Source organism: Mycobacterium sp. 1245852.3, from assembly GCF_001669335.1.
Classification (GTDB): domain Bacteria; phylum Actinomycetota; class Actinomycetes; order Mycobacteriales; family Mycobacteriaceae; genus Mycobacterium; species Mycobacterium europaeum_A.
Genome location: NZ_LZLL01000161.1, coordinates 1 through 22,355, shown reverse-complemented (window position 1 = coordinate 22,355; position 22,355 = coordinate 1). Strand labels below are relative to the sequence as shown.

The 22,355-nt window shown below is 64.1% G+C and carries 22 protein-coding genes and 3 pseudogenes; 19 read left to right on the top strand and 6 right to left on the bottom strand.

All coding sequences use genetic code 11. The annotated features are described in order from the left end of the window. The 4 genes from A9W96_RS07190 to A9W96_RS07170 form a co-directional block, all read left to right on the top strand. Positions 1-907: hypothetical protein (locus tag A9W96_RS07190; RefSeq protein WP_067138639.1), on the top strand; the 907-nt coding region annotated here is incomplete at its 5' end. A 277-nt stretch (positions 908-1,184) separates the two neighbouring features. Beyond that, positions 1,185-2,471 carry an IS21 family transposase gene (gene istA, locus A9W96_RS07185; protein ID WP_156765143.1) on the top strand — a complete coding sequence of 429 codons (1,287 nt, stop codon included), beginning with the start codon at positions 1,185-1,187 and terminating at the stop codon, positions 2,469-2,471. Beyond that, complete coding sequence (istB, locus tag A9W96_RS07180) at positions 2,468-3,298, top strand: IS21-like element helper ATPase IstB (protein ID WP_156765142.1); 831 nt, start codon at positions 2,468-2,470, stop codon at positions 3,296-3,298. Before istA ends, istB begins: the two co-directional genes overlap by 4 nt. A 1,174-nt stretch (positions 3,299-4,472) precedes the next feature. Further along, the gene (locus A9W96_RS07170; protein WP_156765141.1) at positions 4,473-5,624 is read left to right on the top strand and encodes a hypothetical protein; all 1,152 of its coding nucleotides are present in this window, start codon (positions 4,473-4,475) and stop codon (positions 5,622-5,624) included. A 366-nt stretch (positions 5,625-5,990) separates the two neighbouring features. Here A9W96_RS07170 and A9W96_RS33250 read toward each other — a convergent pair. Next, positions 5,991-6,155, bottom strand: a pseudogene (locus A9W96_RS33250) (hypothetical protein); the annotation flags it as partial. A gap of 347 nt (positions 6,156-6,502) precedes the next feature. Between A9W96_RS33250 and A9W96_RS07165 the strand changes: the two are divergent. Continuing rightward, positions 6,503-7,141 carry a hypothetical protein gene (locus A9W96_RS07165; protein WP_067138633.1) on the top strand — a complete coding sequence of 213 codons (639 nt, stop codon included), beginning with the start codon at positions 6,503-6,505 and terminating at the stop codon, positions 7,139-7,141. Between the two features lie 107 nt (positions 7,142-7,248). On the opposite strand, the gene A9W96_RS07160 is transcribed toward A9W96_RS07165, so the two are convergent. Next, positions 7,249-8,514, bottom strand: a complete 1,266-nt coding sequence (locus tag A9W96_RS07160; RefSeq protein ID WP_067138645.1) for an FAD-dependent monooxygenase — start codon at positions 8,512-8,514, stop codon at positions 7,249-7,251. A gap of 76 nt (positions 8,515-8,590) precedes the next feature. Between A9W96_RS07160 and A9W96_RS07155 the strand changes: the two genes are divergently transcribed. The 9 genes and pseudogenes from A9W96_RS07155 to serB form a co-directional block, all read left to right on the top strand. Beyond that, positions 8,591-9,217, top strand: a complete 627-nt coding sequence (locus A9W96_RS07155; protein ID WP_067138631.1) for a TetR/AcrR family transcriptional regulator — start codon at positions 8,591-8,593, stop codon at positions 9,215-9,217. Positions 9,218-9,867: 650 nt separating this feature from the next. Continuing rightward, positions 9,868-10,011 carry a hypothetical protein gene (locus A9W96_RS07150; protein WP_231999618.1) on the top strand — a complete coding sequence of 48 codons (144 nt, stop codon included), beginning with the start codon at positions 9,868-9,870 and terminating at the stop codon, positions 10,009-10,011. Positions 10,012-10,027: 16 nt separating this feature from the next. Further along, positions 10,028-10,543, top strand: a complete 516-nt coding sequence (locus A9W96_RS07145; RefSeq protein WP_067138627.1) for a hypothetical protein — start codon at positions 10,028-10,030, stop codon at positions 10,541-10,543. A gap of 206 nt (positions 10,544-10,749) precedes the next feature. Continuing rightward, positions 10,750-10,935, top strand: a complete 186-nt coding sequence (locus A9W96_RS30235) for a hypothetical protein (RefSeq protein ID WP_082972084.1) — start codon at positions 10,750-10,752, stop codon at positions 10,933-10,935. A gap of 104 nt (positions 10,936-11,039) precedes the next feature. After that, complete coding sequence (locus tag A9W96_RS07140; protein ID WP_065498573.1) at positions 11,040-11,303, top strand: type II toxin-antitoxin system VapB family antitoxin; 264 nt, start codon at positions 11,040-11,042, stop codon at positions 11,301-11,303. Between the two features lie 3 nt (positions 11,304-11,306). Continuing rightward, a complete protein-coding gene (locus A9W96_RS07135; protein ID WP_067138625.1) occupies positions 11,307-11,750 on the top strand; it encodes a type II toxin-antitoxin system VapC family toxin in 444 nt (147 codons plus the stop codon). A 364-nt stretch (positions 11,751-12,114) separates the two neighbouring features. Beyond that, positions 12,115-12,591 (top strand): type VII secretion target, encoded by a 477-nt coding sequence (locus A9W96_RS07130; protein ID WP_067138623.1) that lies wholly within the window; start codon positions 12,115-12,117, stop codon positions 12,589-12,591. Between the two features lie 85 nt (positions 12,592-12,676). Further along, positions 12,677-13,033: a hypothetical protein gene (locus A9W96_RS30230; protein ID WP_231999617.1), complete on the top strand. Its 357-nt coding sequence runs from the start codon at positions 12,677-12,679 to the stop codon at positions 13,031-13,033. Between the two features lie 199 nt (positions 13,034-13,232). After that, positions 13,233-14,222 (top strand): annotated as a pseudogene (serB, locus tag A9W96_RS07120) (phosphoserine phosphatase SerB); the annotation flags it as partial. Positions 14,223-14,251: 29 nt separating this feature from the next. On the opposite strand, the gene A9W96_RS07115 reads toward serB, so the two are convergent. The 3 genes from A9W96_RS07115 to A9W96_RS07110 all read right to left on the bottom strand — a co-directional run bounded on the left by A9W96_RS07115 (position 14,252) and on the right by A9W96_RS07110 (position 17,512). Next, positions 14,252-15,940: an ATP-binding protein gene (locus A9W96_RS07115; protein ID WP_231999616.1), complete on the bottom strand. Its 1,689-nt coding sequence runs from the start codon at positions 15,938-15,940 to the stop codon at positions 14,252-14,254. Positions 15,941-16,167: 227 nt separating this feature from the next. Then, positions 16,168-16,332, bottom strand: coding sequence for a hypothetical protein (locus tag A9W96_RS32535; protein ID WP_255362944.1), 165 nt, complete (start codon positions 16,330-16,332; stop codon positions 16,168-16,170). Between the two features lie 481 nt (positions 16,333-16,813). Continuing rightward, positions 16,814-17,512, bottom strand: coding sequence for a class I SAM-dependent methyltransferase (locus A9W96_RS07110; RefSeq protein ID WP_067138615.1), 699 nt, complete (start codon positions 17,510-17,512; stop codon positions 16,814-16,816). A gap of 138 nt (positions 17,513-17,650) precedes the next feature. Between A9W96_RS07110 and A9W96_RS07105 the strand changes: the two genes are divergently transcribed. Then, positions 17,651-18,436 (top strand): hypothetical protein, encoded by a 786-nt coding sequence (locus A9W96_RS07105; protein ID WP_067138613.1) that lies wholly within the window; start codon positions 17,651-17,653, stop codon positions 18,434-18,436. Positions 18,437-19,233: 797 nt separating this feature from the next. Here the strand turns inward: A9W96_RS07105 and A9W96_RS07100 are convergent. Next, on the bottom strand, positions 19,234-19,680 hold the full coding sequence (locus tag A9W96_RS07100; RefSeq protein ID WP_067138612.1) for a helix-turn-helix transcriptional regulator: 447 nt from the start codon (positions 19,678-19,680) through the stop codon (positions 19,234-19,236). Positions 19,681-19,859: 179 nt separating this feature from the next. Here A9W96_RS07100 and A9W96_RS07095 point away from each other — a divergent pair, with 179 nt between their 5' ends. The 4 genes and pseudogenes from A9W96_RS07095 to A9W96_RS07075 all read left to right on the top strand — a co-directional run. After that, the gene (locus A9W96_RS07095) at positions 19,860-20,603 is read left to right on the top strand and encodes a hypothetical protein (protein ID WP_067138610.1); all 744 of its coding nucleotides are present in this window, start codon (positions 19,860-19,862) and stop codon (positions 20,601-20,603) included. A 502-nt stretch (positions 20,604-21,105) separates the two neighbouring features. Continuing rightward, complete coding sequence (locus A9W96_RS07085) at positions 21,106-21,648, top strand: hypothetical protein (RefSeq protein ID WP_082972081.1); 543 nt, start codon at positions 21,106-21,108, stop codon at positions 21,646-21,648. 19 nt (positions 21,649-21,667) lie between these two features. Continuing rightward, on the top strand, positions 21,668-21,991 hold the full coding sequence (locus tag A9W96_RS07080; RefSeq protein ID WP_082972085.1) for a WhiB family transcriptional regulator: 324 nt from the start codon (positions 21,668-21,670) through the stop codon (positions 21,989-21,991). A 134-nt stretch (positions 21,992-22,125) separates the two neighbouring features. Continuing rightward, positions 22,126-22,355: pseudogene (locus A9W96_RS07075) on the top strand (hypothetical protein); the annotation flags it as partial.

Sequence of the window (22,355 nt, the reverse complement as noted above, 5' to 3'; positions counted from 1 at the left end):
GCCAGAGGATTTCGCGGAGTTCGAGGCCTCGGTCATCTCCCTGTTGCACTCAGGGCTACAGGCCGAGTTGGTGCGGCGCACTTTCACCCCGACGGCCACGGTCCGCAATGTGGGCAGCGTCGGCAGGGCGCTGATATCCAACCGGACGCGCTCGCACAGCCGCACCGACAGTCTGGTGAATGCTCTTGGTGCCCGCCCGTTCGGGCAGAGGCTGCTGGAAGCGGTGACCCACCCAGATCTGGCAACCGTGTTGTCGGCCACCGATATGGCCTCAGGTAATGCGGTGCGGTTCGGCAGCCAGGTTAGCTCGTGTTCGGCCTACGGTGCGATCACCGCGGCGGTGCCGGTGGCCGAGGCGGTCGCGGCCTCGGCGGCGTACCCGGCGCTGCTGCCCGCCTTGACACGGCACTACGAGTTTCGCGATCGCCGAGGTGCGGTGAGTCGTCGACAGCTGGTGATGACCGATGGCGGTGTGTACGACAACCTGGGCCTCTCGCCGCTGCTGCCGGGCCGCTCAGCCCGCTACAGTGACCACGTCTACAACCTGGACTACCTCATTGCCGTTGACGCCGGCCGCGGCCGCACCACCCGAGAAGCGGCGCGGTTTTTGCCGCTGCGCTTGAAGCAGGCCTTCGACATTACCTACGGCAAAACCCAGGACGCTGCCCGCACCCGGATCCATCTGGCCGGCGAGAGCGGGCAGATCCAAGGGTTCGTTCACGTCTATCTGGGGATGGTCGATACCAAACTGCCTGTGCCGGTGCATGATCTGGTGACCCGAGAACAGGTGGAGCGGTATCCGACGAACTTCGCCACGATGGCCTGGCCAGATATGCGGGCGATCACGGTGCGGGGTGAGCAACTGACCCGGGTACTGCTCGGGCATTATTGCCCGACGCTGCGCTGACGGTGCCGAGGGAGCCACGTTCGTGCCCGGTGTGGCCATACGGAAATTCCCGGATTCGGAAGCATCGCGTTGAGCTGTCGTAGTCCACGTGCACTTTCATGTCCTTCCGTGTTGGCGATCCCACCATCCCAACGACGCCGGGCACGTTCTAGGACAAAGCCAGTTGGTGGGCGGCTTATGAAGCCAATAGCACTGGTGCTCCGGGCTGTTGACGCTTCCTGAAAACTGACCCTTTGCGGTTCCCGGAAAAGTGACCCACCCCCGGGACGGTTGGAGGGTGATCAAGGTGGAGGACTGGGCGGAGATCCGCCGGTTGCGTCGGGCTGAGGGTGTGCCGATTCGGGAGATTGCCCGTCGGATGGCGGTGTCGCGCAATACCGTGCGCGCGGCGTTGACGTCGGACCGGCCGCCAAAGTACACGCGAGTGAGTCCTGGCTCGGTGGTGGATAGCTACGAGTCCCAAATCCGGGCGTTGCTGACTGAGTGGCCGCGGATGCCGGCAACGGTCGTCGCCGAGCGCATCGGCTGGCCGTATTCGTTGTCGCCGTTGAAGAAACGGCTTGCCGTCATTCGCCCTGAGTATGTCGGCGTCGATCCGGTGGACCGGTTTGTCTACCGTCCGGGCGAGATCGGCCAGTGCGATTTGTGGTTCCCGAAACCGTTGATTCCGGTGGGCGGGGGCCAGCAGCGGGTGTTGCCGGTGCTGGTCATGGTGTGTGGTTACTCCCGATATATCTCGGCGACGATGATCCCGTCTCGGCAGGGCGGGGACATCTTGTCGGGAATGTGGTCGCTGATTTGCGCGCTGGGCCGGGTCCCGCGGACGCTGGTGTGGGATCGGGAGGCCGCCATCGGCGGCACAGGGCGCCTCACCCCGCCGGCGGTAGCTTTCGCGGGCACCCTGGCGATACGGATCCAGCTGGCCCCGCCGCGCGACCCCGAGTACAAGGGCGTGGTCGAGCGGGCCAACGGCTACCTCGAGACCTCGTTTCTGCCCGGCCGACACTTCGACGCCCCCACGGATTTTAACGCTCAACTCAACGAGTGGTTGCTACGGGCCAACACCCGAACCGTGCGAGCCATCAGAGGCCGCCCCGTCGATCTGCTCGAGGCCGACTACCAGGCGATGCTGCCGCTACCGCCGGTCCCACCGCCGCCGATTGGCCTGAGCTATCGGGTCCGGTTGGCCCGTGATTACTACGTCCGCGTCGACACTGTGGACTACTCGGTGGACCCGCGAGTGATCGGAAGGTTCGTTGACGTCAGCGCCAGCCTTGAGGAGGTTCTGGCGTCCTGCGACGGTCAGGTGGTGGGCCGGCATCAGCGGTGCTGGGCCAAACATGCGGTGATCACCGATCCCGCACACGTGAGCACCGCGGCGACCCTGAGGCACCAGTTCGCACACGAGCGCCGCCGGAGCCACACCACCCGGCACCACCTCGACGGGCACCGCGTCTCGTTACGCGCCCTGCCGGACTATGACGCACTGTTTGGGGTCGACTTCACCACCGACACAACAGCATCAACCGCCGGCTCGCCTATCAGAACGGAACTTACTCCATGACCACCACGGCCGCGAAAGCCAAAACGATCACCGCATCGTCACCGAAATCGGCTGCACCTGCAGACGGGCTGCCGTCTTTGTTGGCCTACCTGACACGGGTGCTCAAAACACCCACGATCGGCCGATGCTGGGAAGAACTCGCGGAGCAGGCCCGCGACGAGAACTGGTCACACGAGGAATACTTGGCGGCATTGCTACAACGTCAGGTCGCCGACCGGGAATCCGCGGGCACCATCATGCGGATCCGCACCGCCCACTTCCCGCAGATCAAGACGCTCGAAGACTTCAACCTCGATCACCTGCCTTCGCTGCGCCGTGATGTGTTGGCCCACTTGGCAACCGGGACATTCGTGCCAAAGGCGGAGAACGTGATCCTGCTCGGGCCACCAGGAATCGGCAAGACCCACTTGGCGATCGGGCTGGGTATCAAAGCCGCCCACGCCGGCTACTCGGTGCTGTTTGACACCGCCTCCAACTGGATCGCCCGCCTCGGCGCAGCACACCACGCCAACAGGCTCGAAGCTGAGCTGAAAAAGATCCGCCGATACAAGCTCATCATCATTGACGAAGTCGGTTACATCCCCTTCGATCAGGACGCGGCGAACCTGTTCTTCCAACTCATCGCCTCCCGCTATGAGATCGGCTCGATTTTGGTCACCTCAAATTTGCCGTTCGGGCGCTGGGGAGAGACCTTCTCCGATGATGTCGTCGCCGCGGCCATGATCGACCGACTCGTGCACCACGCCGAAGTCTTCACCCTCACCGGGGACTCCCACCGCACCCGCGCTCGGCGCGAACTGCTGGCCAAAGACCGCCGCGCTGACTGACCACAGGCCCACCGACGCACGCCCTTAACCCGCTACGCCGCCATCTGCACCCCCCGTGAAGCGGCCCGACTCACCCCGCGGCTCAGCCGAGATGTGGGACTTTGCATGCGAGACAAGAAACGAGACTGCGCAGGAGCTGCTCACCTGGGAAAACATCCTCGGAACAACCTGGATCTGATCTGTCTCGAATCTCTAGAAACGAGACAGGGTCAATGGTGGCCGTCTTCGGCTGGCTTGTCTGTATAGGACTATGGCCGGCTCATCGGAGGGTGGTAACGCTGTCATTGAGGTTGGCAAGCGGCTTACGATCCGTTTGTGGGCACTGCGAAGGCAGTCGTGTCAATATCGCTGCTACTTGCAGGGGGAACCTTCTTCGTGTTCGCCCCTTGGTGGCCTCCGTCGACCCTGTTTTTGGTGCTGTTGCTGGTCTTGGCGGCACTCACCCTTCTACTAATCGCAGTCGTCGCCTACAAAGCGCGGTCTGAACGGCAAGCCGGCTCGACTCAGCCCCTCGATTCGAGCCGGCCATGTGCGACTTGGCAGGCCGGTCGATGGGACAGCGACCCCCGACACACATACGTCGCCAACGTTGGAGACGACACCGCGTACGAGGTCAGCGTCACGACCTCCGACCGAGTTCTCGAGACGGCGCGAACCGTTCCGCCCTATCGCGCAGACCGGCTGTCCTCCCCATCGGGACCGCCGTGCTACCTGAACTTTTGTGTCGACCTACGACGCAAACGGCCGGTCTTCTTCGGGCCGACCGGGGGCGTTCAAAGTGTCCACGAGCATTCTGTTCTTCCCGAAGGATTCGACATCGTGATCCAGGTCAGGTGGCGGTCCGAAAACGGCGAGCGGTTCACAGAAATCGTTCACGTCGACTGACCGATCCTGACCATATAACTGAACTGTCGGTTACGCGATCCACGGAATCCAGTACGGTCACCGCCTTTCAAATCGCACTGGCGCTGACGAGCTCAGACAGCGGACCCGATCTGAGGCAGGATTTGATCACTCCCCAATCTCTGGATTCGAGACGCAACGCAGTCCGGCACGACGGTCATGGCGTTGCGCCGCTGCATCCATGGCTGGCGTGACATGGCCCGCGGTCTACTGTGATCCCATGTCTGAGGTGCCGCACCGCACGACTGGCGATCAGGTCGAGCTTGGCACGTTGCTGGCGTTGCTGCACGGCACTGATGACCGGTTTCGAACCGTCCAAGCGACCTACCGCACCTGGCGCCACGAACAGCGCCTGCAGGAGGCGTTCCGCGCCAACACCGAGGAGCAGAAGCGGCGCGGCGCGGCAGTCGCCACCGCCTCCGCCGTCAGCACTAGTGGCGAGCCCGCGCCCCCGGAGACCGAAGAGACGGTGCGCATCTGGCGCGAGGGCCAACGCTTCCGCGAAGAGCTGCACGGGGGCCGCCGGGACGGCTACTACGGCGTCGCTGACGGTCCACTGTGGTGGTTCTGGGACGAGCACAGGGGCGCCATGAGCAACCAGGACAATCCGAGCGCCGTCAGCAGCGTCGGACAGCGGCTCCAAGTCATGCTCAATCCCATACCGCTGCTCAGCTCGCTGCGCTTTCGGGTGACCGGCAATTCCCAGGTTGCGGGCAGAGCCACCGTCACAGCTCACGCCACCCCCCGCCCACCCAATCCACGCCACCCCTTTCTCTCCGAGCTCAACGAACTCGGCATCGGCGCCCAGCACTACCAGCTCGAGGTCGACCAGGACCGCGGAGTGCTACTGACGGTCACCGCGATCCGCAACGAGCAGCCCTTCCACCAGATCACCACGCTCGCGATCCGCTTCGACGAGCCGATCCCCGCCGAGACCTTCCAGTTCGCGCCACCAGAAGGCGAACAGATCCAGCCGTTCCGAGATCGCCGTCGCGACCTGCACCACATCACGCTCACCGAAGCACAGCAGCGCGCCCCCTTCACCGTTTTCATGCCAGACCGCGTGGCCGCCGGCTGGCAGCTGCGCTGCATGTTCATTGAAGCCTGTGCGCGGCCACCATCGCCGGCGCAGGTCTCGCTGAGCTACCGTTCGGTCGACGGACACCAGAGCGTCTCGATCTCGCAGGTGGCTGCAGCTGACCGTGCTTCCCACTTCGGGAGCATGATCAACGACGAGAACTGGCAAGTGGTGGCCCGCGGTGGGACGTCGATCAGGGTCAGTCCAGCCGAATGGCCTCAAGCCCAGGCAAACCTTGAACGCGACGGAACGCTCGTATTCCTCACATCAGACAACCTCACAAGCGAGCAACTCGCAACGATCGCTGCCGGCCTCAAGCCCGCACCCAGCACTGGCAGTACTTAACGAGCAGCCGCTCAATTCGTTTCGGTTGTAGTCGCGTACGACGTCTGGTCACCCAGAGGTTCGGCCACAACTGCGAGACAAGACCTCCGACCGCTTTTCTTTACAAATGAGACGTCGCAAATTGCCCGGCGGAGCGGGTCGGGACCCGTTTCTGCACGTCGGGCTGCAGCACAGTTTTCGCTGCTGCCGCGCTGGGCTCGTCGGTGAAGCTCGTGACTCTTCGACGGGACCACGACAAGCCAGCTTGCGCTTTAACTTAAGCCGCCTCGCCAATTATCAATGACCTGTATGGGTCAAAATTCAGAGAACCGCAGAGGGTCAATATTCGAAAACCGTTGACACGGGCGTTTGAAGCGGCACTGCAAATCAGTTTGTCGGGCAAGACAACGCAGCTTCCCGCAACGCCGGCACGGATGGCTCATCAACGGGAAGCCCATAACCATGTAGCACAGCGATGAACTGCATCGCGTACTGGCAGTGGAAGGCACCGTTGGGTGGCATCCACAGCGCGGGCTCCTGATCGCCCTTGTCCTAAATAGTGCGGGTTCCTGGATTCTCAAACCCGAAAGAGCCGAAACACAAACCAGTATCGGAGATCTCGGACTCTGGGGCGGTCGGGTTCCGGGTGCTATCCACATTTCGGAAGGTCCACCAAGTCCCGGATCCGACGCCTGAGTGTTATCGGGCCTACCGCTGCCGGCTTGCCGCTCAGCCGGATCACCACGACGCTGCGTCGCGCTGTGGCAGACGCACCAGGATCGTGGGGCTGTCCGGTTGGTCTGAGTGGTGTCGGACCGACGGGCCACACTGATGCGCATGGCAACCAGCAAGGAACACCGCGGTCGGGTGGTGTGGTGGATACAGGATGATGATCCGCTATGAGTCCCGACGAGTGGTTCAGGCTATGGCTCGCACTACTGCAGACCGTCGGCGGCGGATTGGTTACTTTGTGCGGCGTCCTCTTGGGGTTCAGATTTGCACGGGTGAATCAGCGACGCGACGCCATGCAGGAAGACGTCGCTTTTTGGATCCGCTTCCTGACCGACTGGAGCCGCAGATTTCACGACGTGAGCCCGATGGCCAGACTCGACGACGAACCAGAGCAAGAGGCAGTCTGGGAGCTCACGAAGCTTTTCTACGACGACGTCACGGCGGCCGTCACCGCCAGGCCTTCCCCGAGAAACACTGTTGACGACTTTGTGCAGTTGACGTTGTTGTCCGCACCACTAGCCATCAATGAGCCTTGGCCACCCGCTGAGCAGCTGCTCCTGGAGTCGGCAACCGGACCTGGCAGGCGCACAATCGTCCTCCATCACGTCGTCATCCAGAACGTGCTGAGCACGCTCGTCGTTTGGCGGACTAACGGATTCTCGCGACGCGATGTCGCCAACGCGCTTGGTGCGCGCATGGAGCAGCGAGGCCTTAGTCGCGTCCGCGAGTTCCACCAGGGACGACGCAACCGATGGAAGTCCAAACTGCCGGCCTTGCGCTTTTCAGGCGAACGCTCTCCCGACTGAGCTCAACCAGGCGGTGTCGCCTACCAGGCCCCAATCCGACCTAAAGATCCGAGACGGAATTTGATCCATCCCGCATGTTTACATGCGAGACGGGCAGGGTTTTGTAGCTATCCGACAGTTCCGGTTCGAGGACTCCGAGTCGGCGGTCGGTGTTCACTGCGGATCCGCCGCAGATCATCGGCCCCCAGCGTCAGATCCGTCGCCGCCTCGCGGAGCGGGGGCCTCGACGTCGCCGCGAGTCCGAGCCGCTGCAGGAGCGGCACGAGCAACAGGCGGATGTTGCGTCGCCACAGATCCATCCGGCTGCGAGCGATCACCGACGAGTCGGTCCGCAGCGCCAGGTCCTGGTTCTTCTCGACGTAGCGGCGCAGTCTGCTTTCGTAGGCCTCGAACGCGGCGTGCGGGTGCTCGTGCCGGACGAGTTCGCTCGCCAGCACGTAGGCACCCGCGATCGCGATGCTGGTGCCTTGGCCGGACAGGAACGCCGGCGCGTAGGCTGCGTCACCGACCAACGCGACTCGGTCGGCGCTCCACCGATCCATCCGGATCTGGCTGACGGTGTCGAAGTAGACGTCCTCGGCGCTGGCCACCGTGTCGATGACATCGGCTGTGCGCCAGCGGTCGTCGGCGAATGCAGCTTGGATCGCCGCGACGGCGGTGGCCCGGTCGCGCGTGTTCACCGAACCCGGATCGTCGTGGACGAAGGCCAGGAAGGCGCGTGCCGGTTCGCGATCGGTGGGCCGTTCGACGGTGACGGTCCGTCCGGCGTGCGAGTACATGAAGCCGTCGCCCGGCTCGAAGCTTTCCGCCGGTAGGTCCCAGATGGCGGCCAGCGGCCCGAGATGTCGGATGTATTCCTGCTCGGGACCGAAGACCAGGCGGCGCACATTGGAGTGGATGCCGTCGGCCCCGATCACGACATCGAATGACTGCGGCGCGCGGACCGCGAACGTGACGTTCACCCCCGCGTCGGCCTGCTGGATGCCGGTGATCGAGTCCCCGAAGGCGTAGGTCACCCGGTCAGTGCTGGCCTCGTACAGGATCCTTCCGAGTTCTCCCCGTGTGATCTCCACGTCGCCGGCGGCCGTGTCATTGAGCAGGGCACCGAAGTCCAACGTGGTCAGCCGACGGCCTCCGGGCGTGAGCAGTGTAATCGGAGCGTGGCGGTACCGTGCCGCCGCGAGCGCGTCCTGCAGGCCCATCCGTCGGATGACCTCGACCGCCGTACCGCGGACGTCGACGGGATATCCGCTTGTACGGAGGCGCTCGGCCCGTTCGACAACGGTCACGTCCCAGCCAGCCTCCGCGAGCCAGAAGGCCAGGACCGGGCCAGCGATGCTTGCGCCGGAAACGAGGGCGCTGCGATGCGGCATCGACATACTCCTTCGACATTAGATACACGATTGTTGCTTATCTGCCGAAGTTAACAGCACGCGATAAGCTACGCAAGTGTCCTCTACAGCACCCGCCGGGTCGCGCCGCCGCGGCGCCGCATTGGAGTCCGCGATCCTTGACGCGGCATGGGATCAGTTGCTCGAGGCCGGCTACGAGAGGTTCACGATTGACGCCGTCGCGAGCCGGTCGGGGACAGCGCGTTCGGTGCTGTACCGACGCTGGCCGTCGCGAACGGATCTGTTGGAGGCCGCGATTCGACACCGCGGTCAGATCGACGTGATCGAGGCCCCGGACACCGGCAGCCTCCGCGACGACGTGCTCGCCGTCCTGTACGAGGTGAACGACCGGAGGTCGGGACTCATCGGGCTGTTCACCGTCCAACTCGGTGCGTACTTCGATCAGGAGGGCGGCACCCCCGCGCGGTTTCGCAGCCTGTTCCTACCCGAAGGCCGCTCGCTGATGGACGTGATACTCGAACGTGCCGTCACCCGAGGCGAACTCGGGCCGAACCCGCTGCCGGATCGCATCAAGGCGCTGCCCGGCGACCTGCTCCGCCATGAACTCTTCATGTCAATGCGGCCAGCCTCGCCGGAGACGATCGCCGAGATCGTCGACGGCATCTTCCTGCCCTTGGCGACGAGCCTCGCGTCCAACACGTCCAACACCCCTCGACGAGAGTGAACGCGACGCAGGCGGAGCCGCCAGGGATATCGCCGCATTTCGCGTCGAAATTATAGATACGATGTGGTCGATGGCAACATGTTTGAGGTCGACGGCTTGCCCGGTGTAGGGGTCTGGCACCAGCCGTCCAGAGATGACCTTGCAGTCCCGGGTTCCCGGCTTGTACTCGATGTCTTGTAACGCTGTGTGTAGCAGCCGGTTTCGCGTGTCGCATCCGCTGTGATCTAGGGGGTCATTCCACGCGGGGCCAAACACACAACCATGCCCTTTACCGCATCCGCGGTCATACCCGGGAACTTGGTTGATCTGGTCGACGATTCGCACCTGTGCGAGCAGGCCGGCCAGAGAACCGGTAGCCGGCGGCGACGCCGCTGGGTTGGCCTGGCTGACACCGAGGTGGGCGCACCCGGCGGTGATGGCCGCAACCGCAACCACCGCCCACCGGCTAAGGCAGCGCCGTCTGGTTGTGGTCGCGGTGACGTGCATGTTGCTGACCGTAACGCGGACCAGCGACACGGTGGACGCTTCGTCGATTGGCACTGGCGGATGTTTCGCGTTGTCGTTGCGTCGGTGATGTCGGTGCTGTGGCTAATAATGAGTGGATGTCTGAGCCTGTGGGAAGTAGTCGGCAGTCACCGAAACTCCCGCCCGTGCGAATCCTGGACCTGACGATGCTGGTTCGAGTTCCTGGCCAGCCCGCGGCGATCCGCGCCTTCACGGATGCCGAGCGTGTGCTCGCTGAGCAATACTCCTTTGAAGGGGGCGGTGTCATCACCGCGTTCGGGAGCGACTGATCCGCCGGTGCACGGCATGCGCGAGCATGAAACCGGTGGGCAGTGGAGCGATTTCAGCCGCACCGTGTTCGGGTTCGCCTGTGTTCTGGCTGCCACCCAGTCCCACGGCTGGCCAGAGGATCCATGGGAATTCTGGGCGCAACCGTGGCAATGGGACAAAGCGCATGCATTGTGGGAAAGGCTCGGCAAGCCGCAACAGCCGCACCCGATGTGGCCCCGTTTCGTGTATGCCGCCGACACCCACAGCGAAGATGCGGCACTTGCTGAACTGGAGGAATCTGGCACGCTCACGCCGCTGTGGTGGGAAGACGACCGTGAATGGTCGGCCTTCACGGCTGCCCTTGCAGCAGCGGGCCACCGCTACCTCGCCGACTGCGGTGCGCCGCTACTCGATGATGGCGAAAAGGGCCTGGTGTTTCGCTGGGTCTTGGACGAACCTCATACGGCCTGGGTGGAACTTGGCCGGCCGCAGCCACATACGCGTGGCTGGATCGAATTTCTGATCCGGTGGAGGATCGTCTCCGCCTCGTGATGACGGGAGGCGAGCCGGTAGGGGAGGCCCCGCGAGCTTCTCAGTTCTCTGGCCGCCTATCTGGTTAAGGCTGCGGCGCGAGGGCCCGGCCCGTAAGATCGGCGCAAGCCCTGGGCGATGAAGCCCCCGCGTGCTTGGCGATGGCCTTCTTTCTATGCCCGCCGCCTAAACATTGCCCACTACACCAACATTCGTGAGGATTTGCCGTGCGCGATGAGCTATTTTCCGGCTTTAGCGAAACCGGGTGGGACGAGGCGCCGTGGGACGCTGAGCCAACATTCACTGCTGAGGAGTTGCAGATCCTGCTCAATCCGACACTGTCGGCCGCGGAAGCCGCTGAACGCGTCGGCTGCGTCGTGCACGATGTTCTGCGGTTGCGTCGAACATCCTGAGCGCGATAGTCGTCGACGCGAAATGCCGCTACCGCGGCTCCGCAGGAAGGAGCCCTCACTCGTAGGCATGGTACCTAGTAGCATCGTTGTGGTACCATCTACCTATGGCGCTGAACATCAAAGACCCCGAGGTCGACCTGCTCGCCGAAGAACTCGCCGCCCGGATGGGCCACCGCAACAAGACACAGGCCATCCGCGACGCCCTCCGAGCCCAGCTCGCCCTCCTCGAAGCCCAAGCAGGCGACCGCGTCACCCACCTGCTCGACGTCATGCGCACCGAAATCTGGCCCCTGTTACCCGACCACACACCGATCACCAAGCAGGAACGCGAGCAGATCCTCGGCTATGACCCCGAGACGGGAGTCTGACCGTTGATCGTCGACACCTCAGCACTCATCGCGCTGATCCAAAACGAGCCCGCCGCCGAACAGGTCGCCGCCGCCCTTGCCGGCACCCGCCATCCCGTCATCGGCGCGCCCACGCTCAGCGAAACACTCATCGTTCTAACCGCCCGACAAGGCCCAGTCGCGCGAACCGTGTTCGACCGCCTCCGAAGCGAAATCAACCTCAGCGTAGCTGAATTCACCACCGACCACGCTTACGCAGCACAACGCGCATACCTCCAATACGGTCGCGGCAACCACCCCGCCGCCCTCAACTTCGGCGACTGCATGAGCTATGCCGCCGCCCAACTCGCGCACGAACCACTCCTAGCCATCGGCGATGACTTCCCACAAACCGATCTCGAATTCGGCGCAGGCATCATCGGTTACTGGCCGACACCCCTTCGAACAGCGGAACGGCTGCCGAAATGACTGACCGCTGCGGGGAACAGCGCCGCGCTTTCACGCCCCCGGGATCCGAGCTCAACCGAACCAGAGGCGACGATGAAAATTTATTTCAGCGGCGTCGGCGCCGCCCGACACATCCAACGAGTGCTCGACCACCCCGCCTGCCCGCGCATCGATGAGATAGTGCGGTTCGGTGGCGAAAAGGTAGACGACGAAATCTTTGAAGAATTCTCGGTCGCTCAGTGACCCATACTCCCGCTCACGACGCGTACGCCGTGTATGTCGTTGTCGGGTCGCCGATTCGTTCCTGAGCCTGGCTCGACGCGGCTCGGAATCTGGTTCATGTCGCTCAAAGCAGGGACAATCGTGGCAGAGGGAAGGAGCGCTGGTGGCAGAACTCAATGTCGATACGGCCTATCTCTTGCGGGTTGCCGATGCCTACGGCGAGCTGGCGGCGCGCGCGGCGCAGATCTCTCCACAAGCGACCCTCGAGGTCCAACGCATCGCCGCCACCCACGGCCCGATGGGCTATCCCACCGCGGTTGGCATCGCCGCCGGCTTGGCCAAAGCCGAGAAGCCACTGAACGCGAAAGTCGCTGACTTTGAGAGCTATTCGCGACGCTTTGTCGAACACGCTGCCACCTACACCACCCAGGATCAGCAGGCCGCGCAACGCTATAGTTCGCCTCTCGACGCCACCACTCTTCCCGCCGGCCACAACCTTGAACCGCTCCCTGAAGGCCGCGTGATCTGCAGCCCAATGCTGGGTGGTTTCGCATGCTCGGAATTCCTGCCCGGCGGCATGATCTACCACTGGCTTAGCCCAGCGGATCTCACCGGCCACTGGCCCGACTTTCCAAGTTGAGGAGCACTGCACGATGACGTCATCTTCTAGCGGCGATGCCGAACTTGAGGCCCTCTATGAGAGGTACGCCACCCACTTTCGTCCAGTGATCACCCAGGTCGGCTCTGGCCAGTGGCGTGCCCAGTATCCCGGCCTGCCTTGGCATGTCACCGCAGATAGTGAACAAGCGGCCGCCGACGCAATCACTGAAGAGGCACTGCGCCGGCTCGACGCCGGCCAAGGCGATGCCCAACCCCCCCATGAGTTGCTCAAACAGCACCTCACTAGTCCAATACCCGGAATGTATGCCCTGGATCGTGAACTGTTCCTGTACCTGCGCGGCCACTTCGGACACGCAGAAACCCAGCGCGCCTTTGAAGAAGCAGAACGTCGCCGCGCCCAGGGTCGTGGCTACACGAAGGATGATTACCTCGTCGAGCACCAACGGCGGTCCGACGACTGATCCCGTAACTGGGAAGACAACACGTTTGCGTCCAGCGGCGCAGCGTCGTAGTCGTAGGCCTGAACCTGTTGCAGCCCGGGCCACACGCTAGATCCTGTGTGGAAGCGCTTTTGGCGGTGGTGTCGGTCCTGTGCCGTAGCTTTGTTGTCGCAAACCATAGAGCGCGCCCCGGGGGCCCACAACGAGCAAAGCGATTGGAACCGTTGACGTGAGAGTGAAGGTTGGATGCGGCGGCCAGACTCGCGCAACACATACCGTCTTCGTCCTTGGCAGGCCGGTCCCGGAGCGAGCACTGCAGGCGATCACCCAGTCCCTGGCTTCGCGCGGCGCCGCCATCCATTCGATTCGTCAGACCGCGCACGATCCGCTTAGCTGCTTCAATCTCCTCGTCGAGGACGCCCCCTCCAATGTCGTCGACGACGACCTTCGTGCCGCGCTGAGCGAAGCCGCGGCCACCGAAGCTGTCGACGTCGTGATCACCCCCACCGGCGTGGCCGGGGCAGCCAGAAGACTAGTCATGTTCGATGTCGACTCGACCTTGGTGCAGGGCGAGACCATCGACATGCTGGCAGCGCATGCGGGTGTCGAAGCCGAAGTCCGCGAAATCACCGCTGCAGCGATGCGCGGCGAGATCGACTTCGTTGAGTCGCTCGAGCAGCGTGTTGCTCTGCTCGCGGGACTCGACGAGTCGGTGATCGATGAGGTGGCCAGCAGCATCCAATTCACCCCTGGCGCAGGAACTACCATCCGCACGCTGCAGCGGCACGGCTATTACTGCGGCGTCGTCACAGGCGGTTTCAGGCAAGTCATCGAGCGACTCGTTGGCGACCTACGACTCGACTACCTCCTGGCGAATGACCTCGAGATCGTTGACGGGCGGCTCACTGGCCGAGTCACTGGCAGCATCATCGACCGGCCCGCCAAGGCGGCCGCACTCCGCGAGTTCGCCGCCGCGTCCGGCGTACCCATGCCGCAGACGGTAGCGGTGGGTGACGGCGCAAATGATCTCGACATGCTCACCGCCGCGGGGCTGGGCATCGCGTTCAACGCGAAACCGGTTCTGCGGGAAGTGGCCGACGCCTCACTGTCGTTCCCCTACCTCGATGCTGTGCTCCTTGTTCTCGGCTTCAGCGGCGAGCAAGTGGCCGCAAACCGTATCGAAGCTCACCGCCAAGGGGCTGACTGCTAGATCCGGCCTGGCGAGGAGACACGTAGGAGTTATCGAAAGCCCGCACTGTGGCGCGTTGCTCCGTGCATGAGCACCTCGGTGGCGATGACGAGGTCATCGCGTTGTTCGATGAGGCCGTTGCGACGCAGCTGGCCGAGGTAGGTCGAGAAGGTGCCGCCGGTGACGCTGACGCCGGTCGCGTCGGCGATCTGGTTTTTCGTCAGCCCGTTGGGGTAGGTGTCGATGGCTGCTTGCAGCATGCGTGCCGCGCCGGCGCGCAGGATGCCGAGGTAATGCTGCTGGAGTTCTTGGGCGGCCATCGGTTCAGGACGGTGGCCAAGGTATTTCCAGCCGGTCTCGGTCAAGGTGAATCCGGTGGCGTTTTCGTCGATGAGTCCGGCGCGGCGCAGTTGGCCGAGGTAGGTAGACCAGGTGCCTCCGGTGTGCTTCATTCGGGCGACGGTGGCCCACTGGGCTTTGGTGAGTCGCAGCGGGGCCATTCGGGCCAGCGCCGTGATCATGCGTTGCGCTCCGGATCGAAAGCGCAGCGGTGCGTCGGGATCTAGTTCGGATGCCTGGGAAAGGTCGGTGGCTGAAGAGTTTTCACCGTTGGTCTGTGTGGTCACCGCGTGGGTGGGTTGAGGTTCGGTCTGGTGTCGGGGTTTGGCGGGTGCTGCCGGAGGTGGGGTCTCTTGCCCTGTTGCGATAGGCGATGCCGGCGCGGTGGTAAGGGCATGCAGCGCCGAGTTGATCAGATCGGCCGCTGAGCGCAGGGACTTGACGACATCGGGATCTTCGTGACGTCGTGTCTGAAGGTCGGCAAGTTGTGCGCGTAGTGCTGCGATTTCATTCGCGCGGTCCTCGAGGAGCTGAGCGGAGACGGACGCCTGCCGAGTCGCATGCTCTGCGCGCGCAGTGGCCGCGGCGAGTTGGCTGCGCAGGGACTGTATTTCGGTGTGTAACACGTGAGGGTCGTTGTGGCGTACGCGCTCTCGTGTGGCGGCGATTTCTGCGCCGAGCTTTTCCAGATCGATGTCAGCTCGCTTTTTCGGGATCACCCGTGTCTGACCTGGCTTGGGTGTGGCGTGCGAATCGAAGGTGCTGAACATGGGAAACGTTGTGCGTTCTAGGATTCGGAGAAATCCGGGGCTCCACACCCAACCTTGGCCTGTGGGTAGCGACGGCAGCGATGTGATGACCTCGCGGGCGGTGGTGTCATCATGGTCGGCGTTGACACTGATCCAGTCTTGAACCGCCTTGATCGAGCGGGGCCCGGTCATTCGGAGCAAGATCACCGTTTCCATCAGTTCCAAGACGGATTTCGCGGTTTCCTGGGGTCGCTGGCTGACTACGGTCATGCCCAGGCCGCGGTGGCGGCCGCGTTTGGCGAGGTCCTCCATCGCTCCCAGGAGACGTGCGGTGTCCGCGGAGGCGCGCTGGGGGATGAGGACGTCGGCCTCTTCGATCACCACGTGGAGCGGGTCGCGGTTGCGGTGGTAGAGCCGTTCGGCGAATGCGGTGGCAAACGTGCGTGCCTGGGTCTTGCTCATGTGTGACAGGTCCAGCACCGCGGGGAGCCGGTCGTCGACGATGAGGTCTGCGAGGAGATAGCCGGCGGACGGTTCGAGGGGGACGTCGTGGTGGTCGCCGCCGAAGATCACGAAGGGCAGGCCTGCGCCCTTGCCGTCGGCGCTGGAGCGGATGCCCCACCAGTCGCCTTTGACGTCGAGCACGACCACTGGCAGTCCGGCTGTGTGCATCAGTTCGACGAGTCGGTGTGTGACGGCGGACTTTCCGCCGCCTCGGTTCGCGAGCACCGCGACTGTTGCGGTCACTATTTCGGGTGGCAGGCGGACGGCGGGGGCGAGGTCGATCGCTGGGATCGTGGTCGTCACGGCCTGGGCGTTTCTGCTGGCCACGCGGTTCATACCGGCGACGATAGCGCCGTAGCGCGACGCGGCGGCGTTTAGCTGATGGGGCTGGAGATGGCGGCGGTGACGAAGGCGGTGCAGGCGGTGGGGTCCTTGCGGCCGGTCGCGGATTTGAGGCGGCTGTTGGCGTCCACGCCGTACGGGCGGACGGCGTGGATGGCGTGGCCGACGTTGTCGGCGGCCAGGCCGCCGGCGAGGATAACTGGGAGGGGGTGGAGGCTTCGACGATGCGGCGGCTGGGGGTCCAGTCGTGTGTTAATCCGGTGCCGCCCAAGCGTGTTTCGGTGCGGCTATCCAGCAGTAGCGCATGGGCGGTGGTGGCTGCTTGGTCGGCTTCGTCGAGGCTGTGTGGGCCGGTGATGTGCACGGTGCGGATGATGCGGCGGTTGGCGCGGTGGCGCCATAGTTCACGTGCGGCGGCGGGGTCAGGCGCCGTGGGCTTGGATGGTGTCGACGCCGAGGAGGTTGGCCACTTCGCAGATGCGCGAGGCGTCGGTGAGGTGGGTGACGAGCACCGTCGATATGAAGACGGGAGTGGCCGCGGCGAGGTGTTGGGCTTGTTCGATGTCGAGTTCGATCAGCCCTATTGCGTCGGCGTCGGCATTTTCCGCGGCCGCCAGGTCGTCTCGCGTTTCCGATGCCGCAAACCTCTACGGCACAGCAGAATTCATGGGCGGGTAGTTAGTCGCGTTGGGCGCGTATGTAGAGGAAGAACGGTTGGGTGGTCAGTGCGTGAAGCAGCTCAGCGTCGATGTCAGGAGTGGGTTGGATCAGTGGTTCTTCGACGGTGTCGATGCTGAAGCCCGCGCTTCTGAGTTCACCGAAGATGCTCGATAGCGGCCGGCGGTATGACTGAGCTGTGACCTCGAGGCCACCCCAGTCCCACTGCTCGCTGACCAGCTGCGTGCGGTGGTAGTCCGTGCGATCCGACAACAGCCACGCGGTGATGGGGTGGTGCATGGAGAAGACCAGCGTTCCGCCGGGCTTGAGGCAGCGGTAAAGCTCTCGCATCAGCGGGGCCCAGTCTTGGATGTAGTGCAGGACGAGCGAGGCCACGACGACGTCCACGCTGGCGGGTGGGGCGATGTCGGTGGGCTGGTCGAGGTCGACGAGTTTGAACTGCGCCGCAGTGCCCACCCGTTGACGGGCGAGCTCGATCATTTGTGGCTCGGCGTCCACGGAGAGCACCTCGGCGGCTCGTTGCACCAGGTGGGTGGTCAGGCCGCCGGCGGCGCATCCGAGTTCGAGAACGTGTTTTCCGCTCAAGTCGCCGGCGAGTTCAAGGATGGTGGGCCGGTCGTAGTGGGTGTTGACCGGATTCTTCACTGACCAGGCGGCGTAGGCGCTGGCGTGGTCTTTGAAGAGCGAGGTGGCGGTCATCGCTTTCATCGTAGGGTCACTCGGCGCCCAGTTTTGCGGAGCGCGATGTCTCTTCCGGGCCTCTTCTCGTCTTTCGGAGTCGCGTCGAGTCGCGTGGTGAAGTCGCATGGAGTCGCTTTTGGCTTCTAGGCTGGCTGTGTGGCGAATTTGTTGAAGGCGCTTCTCGACGAACGTCACATGCACGCTTACTCGGAATTCATCGCTGAATATAAGCGGGCGGCGCAGAGTTTAGACCTGCCGCGTAATGCCGTTCCGCCCACAAAGTCGCAGTATTACCGCTGGGTTGGAGGCCATGTGCGGACCCTTCCCCAGGGGCATCACTGTATGGTGCTCGAGCGGATGTTTTCGGGCTGGACGGCCAAAGAGCTGTTCGGCCATGAGCAGCCTCGCGAGCCGTCTGTTGCGGTGGATGACGATGTGCTGGCCGGGATCGGGCCTGGCCTAGAGCCTGGGCTGTTGGCAGGGGTGTGGGCGACGGGATACCTCATCACCGGCGGTTACCGACACGTCGATTTGTCGACGGTTACCGTGCGGGGCGCGCGAATCGTGTCCCGCAACTACCCGCCGTCGCCCCGCTTTGAAGGCCATCCGGCTGGGCACGAAAGCGATGTCACGGCGCGACTGTTCGGTCGACACCTGATGGGTCATTTCCGTAATCATAACGACCGCTACTTCTTTGGCTCTCTACATCTGGTGTTGCTACCAGGCGAAACGATTCTCGACGGCTACTACACCGGCTTTCTGAATGACGCTGTGGTAGTAGCCCAACCGTGGCGGTGGGTGCGCGTTGATCCGCGGTCAGTCGAGGGTGTCGACCTCGGTGCGGTGACCCTAGGCGATCCCGGTGCTGTCTATGACACCCTCGCCGGTCGAAACAAGCTCGACGGGCCCCTTGCGCTCTCGGACGTCCTCGGCGCTGCCTGAACGGGACCGCGCGGCGCGGTAGCCGAGTCGCGTCGAGTCGCGCGGTGTGGCGGGACGAAATGCGACTTGGTACGCGACTAAACGGGTCTGCAAGACGTCGCGGAACGACCGCCCGATCACGCATTGTGTCGCTATGTCACCGATGTCGAGTAGTGGTGCGTTAGGGGCCGGGGCCTGTTCAAGCCAAGGGGTGAAGCCCCGGGCGCTGCCGTGGTGCCATGCGTGCTTTGGACGAGACCACTGCAATAAACCTAGCGCAATGGTTTCAACCATTGCGCCGCTGTGTTTTAGTCGGTAGCGTCTACACCCGCACCAACCAGCCAAGACCAGGAGACCCGCCCCTATGAGCGTCTCAGAGCCACCCGCAAACACCCCAGAAAACAGCGCACCAAAACACAGCACCCGTACATCGCGGCTCACCGCCCCCGCGCACTGGGCAATTCTCGCCGCTACCGCCCTATGCCCGCTGCTCACCGGCAGGTCCCATTCGCGGGCCCTGCTCCGCCCGCGGCGATTGTTATCGAATCGTTATTGGCGAGTTGTCGTTTTTTCCTTTGCCCACTTTCGTGACTTTCCGCTTTTGACCTGTTGGAATTTTTCTGTACCCAGCCTCGGTGCCGGGGCGAAGGCATAAGGCGTACGGAGGACCGATGGGAATGGAAAGGCTCGCCAGCAGGCCCGTTGTGGCTGTGGCTGCTGGTTGCGCGCCGGCCCCGCCCCGCGCGCAGCGCAGCTGCGCGGCGCGTACCGATGGACGCTATGTCGGCGGCAGGGATTTGCTGGCGATGCCGGCGTCGTTATACCGGGGCGCCGGGCGGGCGCTGACGCACGCGCTGGTAGGCCGCCCGGTACTCCTCGACACTTATGCCCAGGTGGGTTGCGAGCTTGTCGGCGTTGGTGTCGTTGAGAGCGCGGTCGCCGCGCTCAATGTCTCTCAGCGTGCTGGTGGGGATTTTGACGGCCGCGGCCAGCTCGGGCTGAGTCAGCCCTTTGAGGACGCGCCAGTCTCCTGGGTAGCGCTGGTCCGGAGGGATCGCGACGACTTGTTCGATCGAGGCGTCCAGGATGCGCATGACGCGGGCCAGCAAGTCGACCTGCGGTGTGCCCCTGCCTGCTTCCCAGTTGAAGATCGTTACCGACGACACGTCGGCAAGGCGGGCGAGGTCGCTGACGCTGATGCCGTTGTCGCGGCGCACCTGCGCGAAGCTCGCGGCGTCGAAGCCGCGCAACACACGACGCGTCATACGAGGTCTACGGCCTGGCGCGTCATAACTAGACAGGTTCACCGAGAATTCCTCGATTTCGTCAATGGCTGCGTCTTTCTTTTGCGTCATAGTTTAAGCTATGGTGTGTTCAGTACTGCACACCTGAGGGGGATTTTGTGAAACTGCCTCACGCACTTGGGCATCGCCCGACACCTCAGATGCCCTCACTCGCGGGGTTCGAGCCATGCTTCGCCCCCATTCCCACCTCGCGGATCAAGCAGCCCGCCCAGGTCGTGCGTCCGGTGTACTGGTGGACCACTGCACTGCGCCGCCGCGGCGATCTGCTGCTCGGCGTGCACTTCGATGCCAACCACCTGACGGCGCGCGTGAGCGTGCGTCTGGCCTCGGATCGCATCGTCGAGGCGGTGCGCAGCAACGACCACAACCCTGCGCTGCCCGATGACGTGCCCACCCTGCTCGCCGAAGCGGTGTGGCGCCTGGGTGCCCTCGGCTGGAGTGAGCAGCTCGACGAGCTCCTGGACCTGCTGCGCGCGCTCGGCTTGATGAGCGCGCCGGCGCCGATCCGTAAGTGCATGGCGCCGATCCCCGGGCGAGTGTGCCAACCCGACCCCGGGGTGCGGACCGCGTACTGGTGGGCCCTGGGGTTGCGGCGTCAGGGGTGGCAGCTGCACGCCTGCGGCGAAGATGTTGCTCGATTCGGGTTCGTTGCCGAGATTCCGGCCCCGGACGGCGAGCCGCGGTTAGTCGTCTACCCCGGGGATATGGCGCCGGACGGCACCGAGGCCGCGGCATTGGCCAACCACCTTGTCCGGCTTAGCACCCGCCAACGCCGGCTTGTGCGCCAGGTCCTCGCCGACAGCGGGGTCGGGGAAAGGCCGGGTGCTGTGATGTTGCTTGGGCCACAGGGCTTTTCGAAGGTGGTGGTACGGCTGCTGAGCTAGCTGCGCCCCGCTGCTGGCGCGGCGCTTTTCGCACATGTCAATAGCGATGACCCTGTCCTAGAAACAGAGAAGCCCCCCGAAGGGGGCCAACTCTGGGATTTGGACGACGAAGGTACCAGCTTCGCGCCCAAGGGTCTTCCCCCCTGAAGGAGGAGATGACTTTGGTGAGTCAATCTCAGGGTAGAGGCTACCCATCAGCGGAATCAAGCCTTTCTGCTCTCAATGCCCGTTCGACGGTGCTGACGTGCACCGACGCACCTCTGGTCGCGGCTGCCGCGGCCGTAACCGCCCCCCGCGGCCGCGCTGGGCACCCGTCCGCGGTCTTCGCCGACTGCCCGCTGTGCGGCAGGGAGCCGCTCGAGCCGGTCCGGGTGGAAGGCCAGTGGGCCTGCCGTAGTTGCACCAGCGCCTGCCTGCTGTGCAGCGGGCCGTGCGTGCCTGGCGACGAGGCGTGCGATGAGTGCGTCCGGCACCTGGGCCTGGACCGGCAGGCGGTGCTGATATGAGCACCCCGGCGCTGCTCGTTGAGGCGAGCACCCTCGAAGACCTCTCGACACCCGCCGAGTTGTTGGCGGCCCCGGCAGGCCCCTACCAGTGTGCGGAGTTGGCGATTTGGGCGGAGTTGACCCGAAGCCTGACCGCCTATCCGCGCATCTGGGGGTCAGTCGAAGAGGGCGCCATGCTGCTGGGCGAGGAGGTTGACGAGCTCTGGGAGGACGTGCGCGCCAACAGAATTGATCATGCCCGCCTGGAGGCTACGCAGGTCGGCGCGATGGCCGTCCGTTTCATCGCCGACCTCTACAACCCTGTTGGACCCGCCGGAGACCGGTGCCGTGCCGCGATGGCCGAGCAGCGCGCCGTGCGCGCGGCGGTGGGCCCCAGGCGCGCCTTGTCGTCGAGTCACGAGGGATTTGGCTTCCTGCGACGCGAATACGACGCGCTGTGGTCAGCGATTCGTTTCGAAGACCCCGCCCGGCCCGCGTCCGCGCGAGTAGCGGGCATGGCGGTGCGGTTCATCGCTGAAATTACCAGCAGGCAACGCTAGTGGGGCGTGTGTCGTGATCATGACGCTTCGTGAGCAGCAGTGGCGCAAGCAAGCCGTGTGTTATCTGGAGACCTCGGATGCCCCGGAGTTGTGGACTCCTGAGCATCGGCCCAAGCAGGATGTGCGGGTCCACCTCGAGCAGATGTGTCGGCGCTGCCCGGTGCGGCAGGAATGCGCGGCCGACGCAGTGTCATCTGAAGCCGAGGGCGGGCTGTATGCCGGCGTCTGGGTGCCTGAGCGCCGCAAGAAGACCCAGTGGGCTATGGCTATGGCCAGGTTGGGTGAGATCGCCGGCCAGGATGCGGTTTCAGGTGAGCTCACCACGCTGGGGGTCTCAGCATGACCGCCACCAGGTGTGTACCCCCGCGGCGGCCGCGGCCGCAGTCGCAGGACTTCGCTTCGATCGTGTCTGCGGCCCGGCTGCATCTGTGCGCTGTGCGTGAGGATCCCGAGACCCGTACGCGTCACGTTGCGGCGGTGTTGGCGTTCACGCCTACCGAGCGTGTCGGTCAGCGGATGCGGATTCACTTTGATGACGGGCCCACCGCCTTGTGGATGGCCCAGGCGTTGGCACACAAGGACGTCGAGTTGGTCGACGTCGGCGCCGATGGCGGCGCGATCGTCATCGCCAATCCGCAAACAGTGTTGGGCCGCTATGGGTTTCGTGATGGTCGCTGGCTGTTCGGGCAAGGCATGCCTGCAGCGGT

Excerpts from the sequence above, each read along its gene's own strand:
- A9W96_RS07085 (WP_082972081.1), top strand. The coding sequence starts at position 21,106 with ATGAGCACCCCGGCGCTGCTCGTTGAGGCGAGCACCCTCGAAGACCTC.
- A9W96_RS07100 (WP_067138612.1), bottom strand. The coding sequence starts at position 19,680 with ATGACGCGTCGTGTGTTGCGCGGCTTCGACGCCGCGAGCTTCGCGCAG.
- A9W96_RS07165 (WP_067138633.1), top strand. The coding sequence starts at position 6,503 with ATGAGTCCCGACGAGTGGTTCAGGCTATGGCTCGCACTACTGCAGACC.
- A9W96_RS07140 (WP_065498573.1), top strand. The coding sequence starts at position 11,040 with ATGGCGCTGAACATCAAAGACCCCGAGGTCGACCTGCTCGCCGAAGAA.
- istB (WP_156765142.1), top strand. The coding sequence starts at position 2,468 with ATGACCACCACGGCCGCGAAAGCCAAAACGATCACCGCATCGTCACCG.
- A9W96_RS07145 (WP_067138627.1), top strand. The coding sequence starts at position 10,028 with ATGCGCGAGCATGAAACCGGTGGGCAGTGGAGCGATTTCAGCCGCACC.
- A9W96_RS07095 (WP_067138610.1), top strand. The coding sequence starts at position 19,860 with ATGCCCTCACTCGCGGGGTTCGAGCCATGCTTCGCCCCCATTCCCACC.
- A9W96_RS07160 (WP_067138645.1), bottom strand. The coding sequence starts at position 8,514 with ATGCCGCATCGCAGCGCCCTCGTTTCCGGCGCAAGCATCGCTGGCCCG.
- A9W96_RS07110 (WP_067138615.1), bottom strand. The coding sequence starts at position 17,512 with ATGACCGCCACCTCGCTCTTCAAAGACCACGCCAGCGCCTACGCCGCC.
- A9W96_RS07080 (WP_082972085.1), top strand. The coding sequence starts at position 21,668 with ATGACGCTTCGTGAGCAGCAGTGGCGCAAGCAAGCCGTGTGTTATCTG.